This is a genomic window from Enterobacter sp. BIDMC109 (assembly GCF_001037885.1).
Lineage (GTDB): Bacteria > Pseudomonadota > Gammaproteobacteria > Enterobacterales > Enterobacteriaceae > Enterobacter > Enterobacter hormaechei_C.
In genome coordinates this window covers 3,027,328-3,042,107 of sequence record NZ_KQ090002.1, presented here as the reverse complement: position 1 = coordinate 3,042,107, position 14,780 = coordinate 3,027,328, and the positions used below count along the sequence as shown (strand labels likewise).

Sequence of the window (14,780 nt, the reverse complement as noted above, 5' to 3'; positions counted from 1 at the left end):
AACCGATAGTGTCAAAGGCAACCGAACAGAACGACAAGCTTAAGCGAGCGATAATCGTCTCCGCAGTGCTGCACGTAATTCTTTTTGCAGCGCTGATCTGGAGTTCGTTCGATGAGCACCTTGATGCATCAGGCGGCGGTGGGGGCTCGTCCATCGACGCCGTCATGGTGGATCCCGGTGCGGTAGTGCAGAACTATAATCGCCAGCAACAGCAGCAGGCGAGCGCAAAACGCGCGGAAGAACAGCGTGAAAAACAGGCGCAACAGCAGGCGGAAGAGCTGCGTGAAAAGCAGGCCGCCGAGCAGGAACGTCTGAAGCAGCTTGAGAAAGAGCGTTTGCAGGCGCAGGAAGCCGCTAAAGAGCAGGCGGAGCAGCAGAAACAGGCTGAAGCCGCAGCGAAGAAAGCTCAGGAGCAGCAGAAGCAGGCGGAAGAGGCGGCAGCCAAAGCCGCAGCAGACGCGAAGGCGCAGGCAGATGCTCAGGCTAAGTTAGCCGCAGACGCGGCGAAGAAAGCGGCTGCTGATGCGCAGAAGAAAGCGGAAGCCGAAGCAGCGAAGAAAGCGGCGGCTGATGCGAAGAAGAAAGCAGAAGCCGAAGCGGCGAAAAAAGCGGCCGCTGACGCACAGAAGAAAGCCGAAGCGGAAGCCGCCAAAAAAGCTGCGCAGGAAGCAGAGAAGAAGGCGGCTGCCGATGCTGCGAAAAAAGCGGCCGCCGCCGAGAAAGCTGCGGCAGAAAAAGCCGCCGCTGCGGAAAAAGCCGCTGCTGATAAAAAAGCGGCAGCTGAGAAAGCCGCTGCTGATAAGAAAGCGGCTGCCGAAAAAGCCGCAGCTAAAAAGGCCGCTGCTGCGGAAAAAGCCGCTGCCGCAGGGGTTGACGATCTGCTGGGCGACCTGAGCTCCGGTAAGAATGCACCGAAAACGGGCGGTGGGGCGAAAGGAAGTAACGCAGCACCGGCAGGAAGTGGTAACACTAAGAACAACGGTGCTTCTGGCGCTGAGATCAACGACTATAAGAATCAGATTGCTGCGGCTATTGCCAGCAGACTTAACGATAAATCGCTCTATACCGGGAAAACCTGCCGACTGCATATTAAACTGGCTACGGATGGTATGGTGCTGAGCGTTGAGTCAGAAGGGGGAGATGAAGCGTTATGCCAGGCTGCACTTGTGGCAGTGAATCAGGCAAAACTGCCAAAACCTCCGTCACAGGCTGTCTATGAAGTGTTCAAAGACGCTTCGCTGAACTTTAAGCCATAAGCAGAGCTGCGGTTATCGGGTTCTGATAGTTTTGTGTATTTGAGTTTGTTAACCTTCTGCTAAATTATCCAGGACTTATTGTTCGGATAAGGGAGATATGATGAAGCAGGCATTACGATTAGCTTTTGGTTTTTTAGTACTGTTGACGTCAGCAGTGCATGCCACAGTAAGCATCGACATTACCGACTGGAACGACTCAGCGCGTCCAATCGGTGTCGTTCCGTTCCAGTGGGCAGGCCCGGGCGCTGCGCCTGAAGATATTGGCGGCATTGTTGCAGCTGACCTGCGTAACAGCGGTAAATTTAACCCCTTAGATCGTTCTCGTCTGCCGCAGCAGCCGGGTACCGCTCAGGAAGTTCAACCTGCTGCATGGTCTGCACTGGGTATTGATGCCGTGGTTGTCGGACAGGTTACTCCTGCGCCAGACGGCGGCTATAACGTCGCTTATCAGCTGGTGGATACCGGCGGTGCGCCGGGTACCGTTCTGGCTCAAAACACGTATAAGGTGAACAAGCAGTGGCTGCGTTACGCAGGCCATACGGCGAGTGACGAAGTGTTTGAGAAGCTGACCGGTATTAAAGGTGCGTTCCGTACTCGTATCGCGTACGTAGTACAGACCAACGGCGGCCAGTTCCCTTATGAGCTGCGCGTCTCTGATTACGATGGCTACAACCAGTTCACCGTACACCGTTCACCACAGCCGCTGATGTCTCCGGCATGGTCTCCGGACGGCTCTAAGCTGGCGTACGTGACCTTCGAAAGCGGCCGTTCCGCGCTGGTTATCCAGACGCTCTCTAACGGTGCTGTGCGTCAGGTTGCGTCATTCCCGCGTCACAACGGTGCGCCTGCGTTCTCTCCGGACGGTACCAAACTGGCGTTTGCCCTGTCTAAAACCGGTAGTCTGAACCTGTACGTGATGGATATTGGTTCTGGTCAGATCCGTCAGGTCACGGATGGTCGTAGCAACAACACTGAGCCAACCTGGTTCCCGGACAGCCAGAATCTGGCCTTTACGTCTGACCAGGCAGGTCGTCCACAAGTTTATAAAGTGAATATCAACGGCGGAGCAGCGCAGCGTATTACCTGGGAAGGTTCTCAGAACCAGGATGCTGACGTCAGTGCCGATGGTAAAACGATGGTAATGGTCAGTACTGCGGGTGGTCAGCAGCACATTGCCAAACAAGATCTGGTAACGGGGGGCGTACAAGTACTGTCGTCAACGTTCCTGGATGAAACGCCAAGTCTGGCACCTAACGGCACCATGGTAATCTACAGCTCTTCTCAGGGGATGGGATCCGTGCTGAATCTGGTTTCTACAGATGGGCGTTTCAAAGCGCGTCTTCCGGCAACTGATGGACAGGTAAAATCACCTGCCTGGTCGCCGTATCTGTAATAATAATTAATTGATTACTAAAGGAATCTTAGAAATGCAACTGAACAAAGTGCTGAAGGGGCTGATGATCGCTCTGCCTGTTATGGCAATCGCAGCGTGTTCTTCTAACAAGAATGCAAGCAATGACCAGAGCGGCGAAGGCATGATGGGTGCCGGCACCGGTATGGACGCTAACGGCAATGGCAATATGTCTTCTGAAGAGCAAGCGCGTCTTCAGATGCAGCAGTTACAGCAGAACAACATCGTTTACTTCGATCTGGATAAATACGACATCCGTTCTGACTTCGCTGCAATGCTGGATGCGCACGCAAACTTCCTGCGTAGCAACCCGTCTTACAAAGTCACCGTAGAAGGTCATGCGGACGAACGTGGTACTCCGGAGTACAACATCTCCCTGGGTGAACGTCGTGCAAACGCTGTTAAAATGTACCTCCAGGGTAAAGGCGTTTCTGCTGACCAGATCTCCATCGTTTCTTACGGTAAAGAAAAACCAGCAGTACTGGGTCACGACGAAGCGGCTTACTCCAAAAACCGTCGTGCCGTACTCGTTTACTAAGAGAATTGCATGAGCAGTAACTTCAGACATCATCTGATGAGTCTGTCGTTACTGGTTGGAATAGCGGCCCCCTGGGCCGCTTTTGCTCAGGCACCAATCAGTAGTGTCGGCTCAGGCTCGGTAGAAGACCGGGTCACTCAACTCGAGCGTATTTCTAACGCTCACAGCCAGCTTTTAACTCAACTCCAGCAGCAGCTTTCCGATAACCAGAATGATATTGATTCCCTTCGTGGTCAGATCCAGGAGAGTCAGTATCAGCTTAATCAGGTTGTGGAGCGCCAGAAGCAAATTTTGTTGCAGATGGATAGCCTGAACAGCGGCGGAGCAGCAGCACAGCCAGCAGCAGGCGATCAAAGCGGTGCGGCAACGCCTGCACCTGCGGCAGATGCCTCCGCGTCGTCTGGTGCGCCTGTACAGAGCGGTGACGCGAATACGGACTACAACGCGGCCATTGCCCTGGTGCAGGACAAATCGCGCCAGGACGATGCTATCGTTGCGTTTCAGAACTTCGTTAAGAAGTACCCTGATTCCACTTACCAGCCAAATGCGAACTACTGGCTGGGTCAGTTGAATTACAACAAGGGTAAAAAGGATGATGCGGCGTTTTATTTTGCCTCTGTGGTGAAAAATTACCCGAAATCACCGAAAGCGCCTGATGCGATGTATAAAGTCGGCGTGATCATGCAGGACAAAGGCGACACTGCAAAAGCCAAAGCGGTTTATCAGCAGGTGGTTGCAAAATTCCCGGGTACAGACGGCGCCAAACAAGCGCAAAAACGTTTGAGTTCGATGGGTTGATTATCGCATGACCAGAAATCGCGTCATTTCTGGTCGTGCAGCATGATTCCTAAGCAGTTAAGTGATCTTCATCGAAATTTTTGTTGCGCAGAATTCTTAAATCAGTAATATATGCCGCCGTTGCCACGGGATATCAAACAACGTGAAAGCAGCGCAAAAGTGGGTCGTTAGCTCAGTTGGTAGAGCAGTTGACTTTTAATCAATTGGTCGCAGGTTCGAATCCTGCACGACCCACCACTTAAAGCAGTTCTGGCAGTACAGAGTGGGTGATTAGCTCAGTTGGTAGAGCATCTCCTTTACACGGAGGGGGTCGGCGGTTCGAGCCCGTCATCACCCACCACTCGGGTCGTTAGCTCAGTTGGTAGAGCAGTTGACTTTTAATCAATTGGTCGCAGGTTCGAATCCTGCACGACCCACCAATTAAAGCAGTTCTGGCAGTACAGAGTGGGTGATTAGCTCAGTTGGTAGAGCATCTCCTTTACACGGAGGGGGTCGCAGGTTCGAATCCTGCACGACCCACCAGTGTTGAAAGGCGCCCTAAAGGCGCCTTTTTGCTATCTGTCGTTCGCCAGTGCCTTGTAGGTCGGGTAAGGCGAAGCCGCCACCCGACAGATGCTACCGGCATCAATTCCCGATGACATTCCCCCTCAAATTCGCTATCTTGTTTAGTATACAAAACACCATTGCCTCATTTTTGTTATCTCATGCAAAACAAAGGCAATATTGTTAAGCCAGTAAAACGAGAAGCCATAATGAGTGTGATGTTTGATCCCGAAACCGCAATCTATCCCTTCCCGCCGAAGCCCACTCCGCTAAGCCGGGATGAAAAACAGTTCTATCGTGAAAAAATTAAGCGCCTGCTTAAAGAGCGTGATGCGGTGATGGTGGCGCATTACTACACCGACCCGGAAATTCAGCAGCTGGCAGAAGAGACGGGCGGCTGTATCTCAGACTCCCTGGAAATGGCGCGTTTCGGTGCAAAACATCCTGCCTCCACGCTGCTGGTTGCAGGTGTGCGCTTCATGGGCGAAACGGCAAAAATTCTCAGCCCGGAAAAAACCATACTGATGCCGACGCTGAATGCCGAATGCTCCCTTGACCTCGGTTGCCCGATTGATGAGTTCACCGCCTTCTGTGATGCCCACCCTGATCGTACCGTGGTGGTCTATGCCAACACGTCTGCGGCGGTGAAAGCCCGGGCAGACTGGGTAGTGACCTCTAGTATCGCCGTTGAGCTGATTGAGCATCTGGACAGCCTGGGGGAGAAAATCATCTGGGCGCCCGATCGTCACCTGGGAAACTATGTACAAAAACAAACCGGTGCGGATGTGCTGTGCTGGCAGGGCGCCTGTATCGTTCACGACGAGTTTAAGACCCAGGCCCTGACGCGCATGAGAGGGTTATACCCGGACGCCGCGATTCTGGTGCACCCGGAATCCCCGCAGTCCATCGTCGACATGGCCGATGCCGTCGGGTCAACCAGCCAGCTCATTCATGCTGCGAAAACCCTGTCACACAAGCAGCTCATTGTGGCGACCGATCGCGGTATCTTCTACAAGATGCAGCAGGCCGTGCCGGAAAAAACGTTGCTCGAAGCGCCGACCGCCGGAGAAGGGGCGACCTGCCGAAGCTGCGCGCATTGCCCGTGGATGGCGATGAATGGGCTCAAAGCGATTGCGGAGGGGCTGGAAAACGGTGGCGCAGCGCATGAGATCCACGTGGATGCCGCTCTGCGTGAAGGCGCGTTAATACCACTTAACCGTATGCTGGATTTTGCGGCTACACTACGTACTTAACTTATTACGCCCCGGAGAAAAAATGGATTTTTTTAGCACACAGAACATCCTGGTTCATATCCCGATTGGTGCGGGCGGCTATGACCTGTCGTGGATTGAAGCGGTGGGTACGCTGGCCGGTTTACTCTGTATCTGGCTGGCCAGCCTTGAGAAGATCAGCAACTATGCGTTCGGGCTGATAAACGTCACGCTGTTTGCGATCATCTTCTTCCAGATCCAGCTCTACGCCAGCCTGCTTCTACAGCTGTTCTTCTTCGCAGCCAATATCTATGGCTGGTACGCCTGGTCTCGGCAAAACAGTCAGCAGGAGGCGGAACTGCAAATCCGCTGGCTGCCGTTGCCAAAAGCCATCACCTGGTTCGCGGCCTGCGTGGTAGCTATCGGCTTTATGACCGTCTTTATTGATCCGGTATTTGCCTTCCTGACGCGCGTGGCGGTCTCGGTCATGTCGGGTCTGGGATTAAACGTGACGATGCCTGAGCTTCAGCCGGATGCCTTCCCGTTCTGGGATTCCTGCATGATGGTACTGTCGATTGCCGCAATGATCCTGATGACCCGTAAATACGTTGAGAACTGGCTGCTGTGGGTGGTCATCAACGTCATTAGCGTGGTGATTTTTGCCCGCCAGGGTGTTTATGCCATGTCGCTGGAGTACATGCTGCTGACGGTCATTGCCCTGAACGGCAGTCGCATGTGGATTAACAGCGCGCGTGAGCGTGGCTCGCGCGCGCTTTCCCGTTAATGGTGATGGGCGTGTGAGTGGCCGGACTGCGCCTCGTTCAGGTGACAGTCTGGCCCGTTACATGGCTGATACTCCATCTGGATGGTGGCGTGCGCAATTTCGTAGTGATGCTCAAGGAAGTGCCGAATACGTTCAAGCAACGCATCGTGATCGTGGGGCGGAATAACCTGAACGTGCAGCGTCATAAGCGGTTTCTCACCCACCAGCCAGACGTGAACGTGGTGAACGTTACGGACTTCAGGAATGGAACGACACAGATTGCGTTTTAGCTCGCCAATATCCAGCAACGTGGGAGCGCCTTCCAGCAGCTCATTGACGCTCTCTTTCAACAGCCGCCAGGCACTGCGTAATACAAGGCACGATACCAGCACGGAAAGAATCGGGTCGATAGGGGTCCAGCCCGTGCCCATAATGATCAGCGCGGCTACGATGGCCCCTACGGAACCCAGCAGATCGCCCAGCACATGAAGCGCCGCGGCCCGTACGTTCAGATTTTTTTCACTGCTACCGCGGTGCAATATCCAGAACGCCAGAATATTGGCGACCAACCCGGCAATGGCGATAACCATCATTGTCGTCCCGGCTATCGGTTGTGGATGCCGAAAGCGCTGAAAAGCCTCCCAGACGATAAGAAGAGTAATGACCACCAGTGCAATCGCATTCACAAAGGCGGCAAGCGTGGTCAGTCTGAGCCAGCCAAAGGTGTGGCGGGTATTGGGAGGGCGACGGGCAAACTGCACGGCCAGCAGAGCAAACAGGAGCGCGGCAGCGTCGGTCAGCATATGCCCGGCATCGGCCAGCAGCGCCAGCGATCCGGATATCAGCCCGCCTGTGACCTCAATTATCATAAAGGTGGCAGTGACGCCAAAAGCCAGCAGAAGCCGTTTGGCATTTTCATCGCCAGTGGAGTGGGAATGGGAGTGGGAGTGCGCCATGGTATCGTTCCTGATTTATTATTATTTTTAGTGTAGCGTTTTTAAGAGCTTAAATAAAAAAGGAGAGCATTCGCTCTCCCTGTTTTACCTTGCGGAAGGTTACTGGGTAGTACCGTCCGTTTTGGTATTGGCATCGCTGCCTACTTTGTCATTCGGGTCCGGGCATTTCCCGTCTTTACACACTGAGTTTTTATGAACCTCGTCGGTAGTCATACCCTCATGGTTCATCGTGCCTGTGTTCGTCCCGCCGGTGTTGGTATTGCCCGTGTTGATATTACTGTTATCAACATTGTTTGGCGCAATATTCTGTTTTGCATCCGGCGCAACCTGGCCTGCTTCGGCAGCGGCATTCGCGTCGCCGTTGCTGCCGGATGAGCCTGCGTCAGCAGCCAGTACGCTACCGCTTGCCAGAGTAAGGGTTGCCGTCAGGAAAAGCGTAGTCAGTTTCGTCATTTTCATCATGGTGCTCCTGTTCTTATCGTTACGCTGGATAACATTCTCCAACAGTGCATCTTGTTCAGTGGCGAAAGATCCCAGTTTCCTGATTTATGTCAGGATGGAATCGCGTATAAATATTTAAAAACAGTCGTTACAAGTAAAAAGCTTAGGCGAGATCTCATTTTTCGCTATTTTGTTGTGTATTTTAGGCGAATTCCAGGAATTATCTGCGCGAAGTGTAAAAGCCCGTTTACACTTCGTGGCCGACAAGTTAGATTGAAAGGATTGCTTTCATTACTAAAGATATGGCAGAGCCGGAAAGAAGATGAATTATCAGAACGACGATTTACGCATTAAAGAGATCAATGAGTTATTACCTCCCGTAGCGCTCCTTGAAAAATTCCCCGCCACCGAAAATGCCGCCAACACGGTGTCTCATGCCCGCAAGGCGATCCACAAGATCCTGAAAGGTAGCGACGATCGTCTTCTGGTGGTCATTGGGCCGTGCTCCATTCACGATCCTGCTGCGGCCAAAGAGTATGCGTCCCGTCTGCTCGCCCTGCGTGAAGAGCTGAAAGGCGAACTGGAAATCGTGATGCGCGTTTATTTCGAAAAACCGCGTACCACCGTGGGCTGGAAAGGGTTGATCAACGATCCGCATATGGACAACAGTTTCCAGATCAACGACGGCCTGCGCATTGCGCGTAAGCTGCTGCTGGAGATCAACGACAGCGGGCTGCCTGCTGCCGGAGAATTCCTCGATATGATCACCCCGCAGTATCTGGCTGACCTGATGAGCTGGGGCGCTATTGGCGCGCGTACGACGGAATCTCAGGTTCACCGTGAGCTGGCGTCTGGCCTGTCATGCCCGGTGGGGTTCAAAAATGGCACTGATGGCACCATTAAAGTCGCTATTGACGCCATTAATGCGGCTGGCGCGCCGCACTGCTTCCTGTCGGTGACCAAGTGGGGCCACTCCGCTATCGTGAATACCAGCGGTAATGGCGATTGCCATATTATACTGCGCGGCGGTAAAGAGCCTAACTACAGTGCTAAACACGTAGCGGAGGTAAAAGCAGGGCTGGAGAAAGCGGGTCTGGCACCGCAGGTGATGATCGATTTCAGCCATGCCAACTCCAGCAAACAGTTTAAAAAGCAGATGGAAGTCGGCGCAGATGTGTGTCAGCAAATCGCCAGCGGTGAACGCGCAGTGATTGGGGTGATGATTGAGAGCCATCTGGTGGAAGGCAACCAGAACCTGGAGGGCAGCGAGCCGCTGGTCTACGGTAAGAGCGTGACGGATGCCTGCATTGGCTGGGACGATACCGATGCGATCCTGCGTCAGTTGGCGGATGCGGTTAAAGCGCGTCGCGGCTAAGTTTGTCCCGGGCAATAAAAAAGCGTGGATTGCTCCACGCTTTTTTTATGTCCGGCGAATATTACTTCGCTTTACCCTGGTTCGCCACGGCCGCCGCTTTTGCAGCGATTTCGTCGGCGTTACCCAGGTAGTAATGTTTAACTGGCTTGAAGTTTTCGTCGAACTCGTACACCAGCGGCACGCCGGTAGGGATATTCAGCTCGAGGATTTCATCTTCACCCATGTTGTCCAGGTATTTCACCAGCGCACGCAGGGAGTTACCGTGAGCAGCGATAATGACGCGCTCGCCGCTTTTCAGGCGTGGCAGAATGGTTTCGTTCCAGTAAGGCACAACGCGGTCGATGGTCAGCGCCAGGCTTTCGGTCTGCGGCAGTTCAGCCTCAGTCAGCTTCGCGTAACGCGGATCGTGGCCCGGGTAGCGCTCGTCATCTTTGCTCAGCTCTGGAGGCGTGACCGCAAAACCACGACGCCACTGCTTAACCTGCTCGTCACCGTATTTTTCTGCGGTTTCCGCTTTATTCAGACCTTGCAGCGCACCGTAGTGACGCTCGTTCAGTTTCCAGGATTTCTCAACCGGCAGCCAGGCCTGATCCAGCTCGTCCAGAACGTTCCACAGGGTATGGATGGCACGTTTCAGCACAGAGGTGTAAGCAAAGTCAAAGGTGAAGCCTTCTTCTTTCAGCAGTTTACCTGCCGCTTTTGCTTCGCTCACGCCTTTCTCGGACAGATCAACGTCATACCAACCGGTGAAGCGGTTTTCGTTGTTCCACTGGCTTTCGCCGTGGCGCACCAGGACAAGCTTAGTATTAGCCATTTCTTACTCCTCAAGCATTTTGAATGATAACAATTCTCATTATATTGCCGTGACTGTGCCAGCAGCAACGCTTAACCCTAACCATAGCGAAAATAGTTCGAGAGTGTAAGATGCATGTGAATCCAGGGTTATGATTTTGTCTGCGATCGCCGCTATTTTCAGCAAGGCGGAGATAAAAAAGCCCTCGCGATGAGGGCCAGTCTTTTTTGCCGGATGGCGCTTCGCTTATCAGGCCTATATTCGTAGGCCCGTGCGCCGCCGGACATTAAGCGCGCGGAATGAAATGATACTCGGTGACGCTTACGTACTCTTCACCCGGACGTAGCACGCAGTCCGGCTGCGGCCATTCAGGATGGTTAGGCGTGTCCGGAAGGAACTCGCTCTCCAGCGCCAGTCCTTGCCAGGCGCCGTAGGCGTCATGTTCACGCGCCGTGGTACCCTCCAGATAGTTACCGGAGTAGAACTGTAGGGCGGGGGCGGTGGTGTAGACCGTCATCTGTAACTTCTCATCAGCAGACCAGACCTGTGCGGCAGGTTGAGAAAGATCGCCTTTTGCCTGCAACAGGAACGCGTGGTCGTAGCCTTTCACCTTGCGCTGATCGTCATCACTCAGGAAATCCTGAGCAATGGTTTTCGGCTGACGGAAATCAAAGCTATTTCCGCTTACCGGTTTCAGCCCCTGATAAGGGATACCCATCTCATCGACCGGCAGATACTCATCCGCCAGGATCTGGAGTTTGTGGCTGCGGACATCGGTCTGATTACCGTCAAGGTTGAAATAGGCGTGGTTAGTCAGATTGACCGGGCACGGCTTATCGACGGTCGCGCGGTACTCAATGGCGATGCGATTATCTTCGGTCAGGGTGAAGCGCGCTGTTGCGGTGAGATTGCCCGGGAAGCCCTGGTCTCCATCGAGGGAGTCCAGAGAGAACCAGACCTCACCGTCATTTTGCTGCACAATCTTCCAGCGACGTTTATCAAACCCTTCCGGGCCGCCGTGCAGCTGATTTTCGCCCTGGCTGGCAAGCAGGGAATACGTTACGCCGTCCAGCGTAAACTGGCTTCTGGCGATGCGGTTAGCGTAGCGGCCTATGGATGCGCCCAGAAAAGCGGTCTGCTCGATATACTGCTCCGGCGATGCGCAGCCAAGCAGGGTTTCGCGCACGCTGCCGTCAGGCATCGGTACGCGGGCAGAAAGTAACGTTGCGCCCCAGTCCATCAGCGTAACCACCATCCCGGCGCTGTTGCGCAGGGTTAACAGGCGATACGGCAGACCATCCGGTGCGAGTGTTGGTGTTTCGTTTAGCACTGTCCGGCTCCTTGTGATGCTTTGCAGACATAGAAAGTTTCTTTGATGCCCGTTTTGGCTTCGTACTGTTTAGCCACCGCGTCCTGAATGGCAGGGACCAGCTCTTCCGGCACCAGGGCGACGACGCACCCGCCGAATCCGCCGCCGGTCATACGCACGCCGCCTTTGTCGCCAATCGTGGCTTTCACAATTTCAACCAGGGTGTCGATTTGCGGCACGGTGATTTCGAAATCGTCACGCATGGAGGCATGCGATTCGGCCATCAGCTCGCCCATCCGCTTCAGGTCACCTTTTGCCAGCGCGGAGGCGGCTTCTACGGTACGGGCATTTTCCGTCAGTATATGACGCACGCGCTTCGTGACAACCGGATCCAGCTCGTGGGCAACCTTGTTAAATTCATCAAGTGAGACATCACGCAGGGCTGGCTGCTGGAAGAAGCGCGCGCCGGTTTCGCACTGTTCGCGACGGGTGTTGTACTCGCTGCCCACCAGGGTGCGTTTGAAGTTGCTGTTGATGATCACCACAGCCGCCCCTTTAGGCAGCGGAACCGCTTTGGTCCCGAGCGAGCGGCAGTCAATCAGCAAAGCGTGTTCTTTCTTGCCCAGCGCGGAAATCAGCTGATCCATAATGCCGCAGTTGCAGCCTACGAACTGGTTTTCCGCTTCCTGACCGTTGAGGGCGATTTGCGCCCCGTCCAGCGGCAGATGATAAAGCTGCTGGAACACGGTGCCGACCGCCACTTCCAGCGATGCGGAAGAGCTTAATCCCGCCCCCTGCGGCACGTTGCCGCTGATCACCAGATCGGCCCCGCCGAAATTCTTGTTACGCTTTTGCAGGTGCTTCACCACGCCGCGAACATAGTTCGACCACTGCTGGCTGTCGTGGGTCACGATCGGCGCATCGAGGGAAAATTCGTCAATTTCGTTGCCGTAATCCGCGGCGATCACTCGCACATGACGATCGTCGCGTTTCGCGCAGCTGATCACCGTCTGGTAGTCGATGGCACACGGCAGGACAAAACCGTCGTTATAGTCTGTGTGCTCGCCGATCAGATTAACGCGGCCTGGCGCCTGGATAACATGGGTGGCAGGGTAGCCAAATTTTTCAGCAAACAGGGATTGTGTTTTATCTTTCAGACTCATTTTTAGACTCCTGATTCGCGGTAATGGACGTCGCTAACGGCACGCAGACGTTCTGCCGCCTGTTCCGCCGTCAGGTCGCGCTGGGTTTCCGCCAGCATTTCATAGCCCACCATGAATTTACGTACCGTCGCAGAACGCAGCAGCGGCGGGTAGAAGTGTGCATGTAACTGCCAGTGTTGATTCTCTTCGCCGTTAAACGGCGCGCCGTGCCAGCCCATGGAGTAGGGGAAGGAGCACTGGAAGAGGTTGTCGTAGCGGCTGGTCAGTTTTTTCAGCGCCAGCGCAAGGTCGTCTCGCTGGGCGTCGCTGAGTTCGGTAATGCGCTGAACATGGGCTTTAGGCAGCAGCAGCGTCTCAAACGGCCACGCCGCCCAGTAAGGGACCTCCGCAAGCCAGTGCTCGGTTTCCACCACGGTACGGCTGCCATCCGCCAGCTCACGCTGGGTGTAATCCACTAGCATCGGCGAACCGTTCTGGGCGAAATATGCTTTTTGCAGTCGGTCCTCACGCTCGGCTTCATTTGGCAGGAAGCTGTTCGCCCAGATCTGACCGTGCGGATGCGGGTTGGAGCAGCCCATCGCCGCGCCTTTGTTTTCGAACACCTGCACCCACGGATAGCTCTGCCCCAGCTCTGCGGTTTGCGCCTGCCAGGTGCTGACCACCTCTTTCAGCGCCTCAACGCTGAGCTCCGGCAGCGTTTTACTGTGATCGGGCGAGAAGCAGATCACGCGGCTGGTGCCGCGGGCGCTTTCGCAGCGCATCAGCGGATCATGGCTTTCCGGCGCGTCCGGCGTATCGGTCATCAGCGCGGCAAAGTCGTTAGTAAACACGAAGGTGCCTTGGTAGTCCGGGTTTTTATCGCCCGTCACGCGCATATTGCCCGGGCAGAGGAAACAGTCCGGATCATGCTGCGGCAGCGTCTGTTTGGCAGGCGTCTCTTGCGCCCCCTGCCAGGGGCGCTTGGCGCGATGCGGTGAAACTAAAATCCATTGCCCGCTGAGCGGGTTAAAACGACGATGCGGGTGATCGACGGGATTGAATTGCGTCATGACAAATCCTTAATCTGGATAGCCTTGCGGATGGCGCGACTGCCAGTGCCAGGTATCCTGTGCCATTTCATCAAGCGTGCGGGTGACACGCCAGTTAAGCTCTTTATCCGCTTTGGTGGCATCGGCCCAGTAAGCCGGGAGGTCGCCATCCCGGCGGGGAGCGAAGTGATACTTCACCGGCTTGCCGCAGGCTTTACTGAAGGCATTCACCACGTCCAGTACGCTGCTGCCGATCCCGGCGCCGAGGTTGTAAATATGCACGCCCGGTTTATCAGCCAGCTGCTGCATCGCCGCCACGTGGCCGTCGGCCAGATCCATGACGTGAATGTAATCGCGCACGCCGGTGCCATCTTCGGTGGGATAATCGTTACCAAAAATCGCCAGGGAATCGCGGCGCCCTACGGCAACCTGCGCGATATACGGCATCAGGTTATTAGGAATGCCCTGCGGATCTTCGCCCATATCACCTGACGGATGCGCGCCAACCGGGTTGAAGTAGCGCAGCAAGGCAATGCTCCACTCAGGCTGAGCTTTTTGCAGGTCGGTCAGGATCTGCTCTACCATCAGCTTGCTTTTGCCATACGGGCTTTGCGGCGTACCGGTCGGGAAGCTTTCAACGTAAGGGATTTTTGGCTGATCGCCGTAGACGGTCGCGGAGGAGCTGAAGATAAAATTTTTAACGTTGGCCGCTCGCATGGCGGAGATCAGACGCAGGGTACCGTTAACGTTGTTGTCATAGTACTCAAGCGGTTTTGCCACCGATTCGCCAACCGCTTTCAGGCCCGCGAAGTGGATAACGGTTGCAATCGCGTGATCGTGAAGGATTTCAGTCATCAACGCTTCATTGCGGATGTCGCCTTCCACGAAAGTCGGCTGTTTACCCGAAAGGCGTTCAATGACCGGCAGCACGCTGCGCTTACTGTTGCACAGGTTATCAAGAATGACGACATCGTGGCCGCTTTGCAGCAGTTGCACACAGGTATGACTTCCTATGTAACCGCTACCACCTGTTACCAGAACTCGCATATTTCGCTCCATTAGGCTTATGGTATGAATTAACCATAGCATATCAGAGACGCGAAAAGTGTGACATGGGATAAAATAGTGGTATCGTTTACACTGGTTTTCACACGCGCTTTTTCACAGACTGAGTGCATTGTAGATCAAAGAGATA

Annotated in this window: 14 protein-coding genes and 4 tRNA genes; 11 read left to right on the top strand and 7 right to left on the bottom strand. The window is 54.5% G+C overall.

Annotated features, from left to right (window positions below):
- Window positions 1-8: 8 nt before the first annotated feature.
- From tolA to pnuC, 10 genes are all read left to right on the top strand, one after another.
- Window positions 9-1,256, top strand: coding sequence for a cell envelope integrity protein TolA (tolA, locus tag SK62_RS14400; RefSeq protein ID WP_026094363.1), 1,248 nt, complete (start codon window positions 9-11; stop codon window positions 1,254-1,256).
- Between the two features lie 100 nt (window positions 1,257-1,356).
- On the top strand, window positions 1,357-2,649 hold the full coding sequence (gene tolB, locus SK62_RS14395) for a Tol-Pal system beta propeller repeat protein TolB (protein WP_017384962.1): 1,293 nt from the start codon (window positions 1,357-1,359) through the stop codon (window positions 2,647-2,649).
- A 34-nt stretch (window positions 2,650-2,683) separates the two neighbouring features.
- On the top strand, window positions 2,684-3,205 hold the full coding sequence (gene pal / locus SK62_RS14390; RefSeq protein ID WP_003858578.1) for a peptidoglycan-associated lipoprotein Pal: 522 nt from the start codon (window positions 2,684-2,686) through the stop codon (window positions 3,203-3,205).
- Between the two features lie 9 nt (window positions 3,206-3,214).
- Complete coding sequence (gene cpoB / locus SK62_RS14385) at window positions 3,215-4,003, top strand: cell division protein CpoB (protein WP_003858574.1); 789 nt, start codon at window positions 3,215-3,217, stop codon at window positions 4,001-4,003.
- Window positions 4,004-4,164: 161 nt separating this feature from the next.
- A tRNA-Lys gene (locus SK62_RS14380) sits at window positions 4,165-4,240 on the top strand.
- Window positions 4,241-4,267: 27 nt separating this feature from the next.
- A tRNA-Val gene (locus SK62_RS14375) sits at window positions 4,268-4,343 on the top strand.
- A 3-nt stretch (window positions 4,344-4,346) separates the two neighbouring features.
- Window positions 4,347-4,422: transfer RNA gene (locus SK62_RS14370), tRNA-Lys, on the top strand.
- Window positions 4,423-4,449: 27 nt separating this feature from the next.
- Window positions 4,450-4,525: transfer RNA gene (locus SK62_RS14365), tRNA-Val, on the top strand.
- A gap of 230 nt (window positions 4,526-4,755) precedes the next feature.
- Window positions 4,756-5,799 (top strand): quinolinate synthase NadA, encoded by a 1,044-nt coding sequence (gene nadA / locus SK62_RS14360; protein ID WP_039271322.1) that lies wholly within the window; start codon window positions 4,756-4,758, stop codon window positions 5,797-5,799.
- 22 nt (window positions 5,800-5,821) lie between these two features.
- Complete coding sequence (pnuC, locus tag SK62_RS14355; protein WP_017694131.1) at window positions 5,822-6,541, top strand: nicotinamide riboside transporter PnuC; 720 nt, start codon at window positions 5,822-5,824, stop codon at window positions 6,539-6,541.
- Here the strand turns inward: pnuC and zitB are convergent.
- Window positions 6,538-7,476, bottom strand: a complete 939-nt coding sequence (zitB, locus tag SK62_RS14350) for a CDF family zinc transporter ZitB (protein WP_048249647.1) — start codon at window positions 7,474-7,476, stop codon at window positions 6,538-6,540. The two genes, pnuC and zitB, sit on opposite strands and share 4 nt — an antisense overlap.
- A gap of 99 nt (window positions 7,477-7,575) precedes the next feature.
- The gene (locus SK62_RS14345) at window positions 7,576-7,935 is read right to left on the bottom strand and encodes a protein YbgS (RefSeq protein ID WP_003858566.1); all 360 of its coding nucleotides are present in this window, start codon (window positions 7,933-7,935) and stop codon (window positions 7,576-7,578) included.
- Between the two features lie 304 nt (window positions 7,936-8,239).
- On the opposite strand from SK62_RS14345, the gene aroG reads away from it, so the two are divergent.
- Complete coding sequence (gene aroG, locus SK62_RS14340; RefSeq protein WP_003858564.1) at window positions 8,240-9,292, top strand: 3-deoxy-7-phosphoheptulonate synthase AroG; 1,053 nt, start codon at window positions 8,240-8,242, stop codon at window positions 9,290-9,292.
- A 61-nt stretch (window positions 9,293-9,353) separates the two neighbouring features.
- On the opposite strand, the gene gpmA is transcribed toward aroG, so the two are convergent.
- The 5 genes from gpmA to galE all read right to left on the bottom strand — a co-directional run bounded on the left by gpmA (window position 9,354) and on the right by galE (window position 14,632).
- A complete protein-coding gene (gene gpmA / locus SK62_RS14335; RefSeq protein ID WP_006809557.1) occupies window positions 9,354-10,106 on the bottom strand; it encodes a 2,3-diphosphoglycerate-dependent phosphoglycerate mutase in 753 nt (250 codons plus the stop codon).
- 265 nt (window positions 10,107-10,371) lie between these two features.
- Window positions 10,372-11,415, bottom strand: coding sequence for a galactose-1-epimerase (gene galM, locus SK62_RS14330; RefSeq protein ID WP_045328178.1), 1,044 nt, complete (start codon window positions 11,413-11,415; stop codon window positions 10,372-10,374).
- Window positions 11,409-12,557, bottom strand: coding sequence for a galactokinase (galK, locus tag SK62_RS14325; RefSeq protein WP_023324336.1), 1,149 nt, complete (start codon window positions 12,555-12,557; stop codon window positions 11,409-11,411). The genes galM and galK overlap by 7 nt, the downstream gene beginning before the upstream one ends.
- Before the next feature lie 2 nt (window positions 12,558-12,559).
- Window positions 12,560-13,606: a galactose-1-phosphate uridylyltransferase gene (gene galT, locus SK62_RS14320; protein ID WP_047718614.1), complete on the bottom strand. Its 1,047-nt coding sequence runs from the start codon at window positions 13,604-13,606 to the stop codon at window positions 12,560-12,562.
- Between the two features lie 9 nt (window positions 13,607-13,615).
- A complete protein-coding gene (galE, locus tag SK62_RS14315; protein ID WP_048249645.1) occupies window positions 13,616-14,632 on the bottom strand; it encodes a UDP-glucose 4-epimerase GalE in 1,017 nt (338 codons plus the stop codon).
- Window positions 14,633-14,780 lie beyond the last annotated feature (148 nt).

Excerpts from the sequence above, each read along its gene's own strand:
- pal (WP_003858578.1), top strand. The coding sequence starts at position 2,684 with ATGCAACTGAACAAAGTGCTGAAGGGGCTGATGATCGCTCTGCCTGTT.
- galT (WP_047718614.1), bottom strand. The coding sequence starts at position 13,606 with ATGACGCAATTCAATCCCGTCGATCACCCGCATCGTCGTTTTAACCCG.
- gpmA (WP_006809557.1), bottom strand. The coding sequence starts at position 10,106 with ATGGCTAATACTAAGCTTGTCCTGGTGCGCCACGGCGAAAGCCAGTGG.
- aroG (WP_003858564.1), top strand. The coding sequence starts at position 8,240 with ATGAATTATCAGAACGACGATTTACGCATTAAAGAGATCAATGAGTTA.
- nadA (WP_039271322.1), top strand. The coding sequence starts at position 4,756 with ATGAGTGTGATGTTTGATCCCGAAACCGCAATCTATCCCTTCCCGCCG.
- tolB (WP_017384962.1), top strand. The coding sequence starts at position 1,357 with ATGAAGCAGGCATTACGATTAGCTTTTGGTTTTTTAGTACTGTTGACG.
- cpoB (WP_003858574.1), top strand. The coding sequence starts at position 3,215 with ATGAGCAGTAACTTCAGACATCATCTGATGAGTCTGTCGTTACTGGTT.
- galE (WP_048249645.1), bottom strand. The coding sequence starts at position 14,632 with ATGCGAGTTCTGGTAACAGGTGGTAGCGGTTACATAGGAAGTCATACC.
- SK62_RS14345 (WP_003858566.1), bottom strand. The coding sequence starts at position 7,935 with ATGAAAATGACGAAACTGACTACGCTTTTCCTGACGGCAACCCTTACT.
- pnuC (WP_017694131.1), top strand. The coding sequence starts at position 5,822 with ATGGATTTTTTTAGCACACAGAACATCCTGGTTCATATCCCGATTGGT.
- galK (WP_023324336.1), bottom strand. The coding sequence starts at position 12,557 with ATGAGTCTGAAAGATAAAACACAATCCCTGTTTGCTGAAAAATTTGGC.
- zitB (WP_048249647.1), bottom strand. The coding sequence starts at position 7,476 with ATGGCGCACTCCCACTCCCATTCCCACTCCACTGGCGATGAAAATGCC.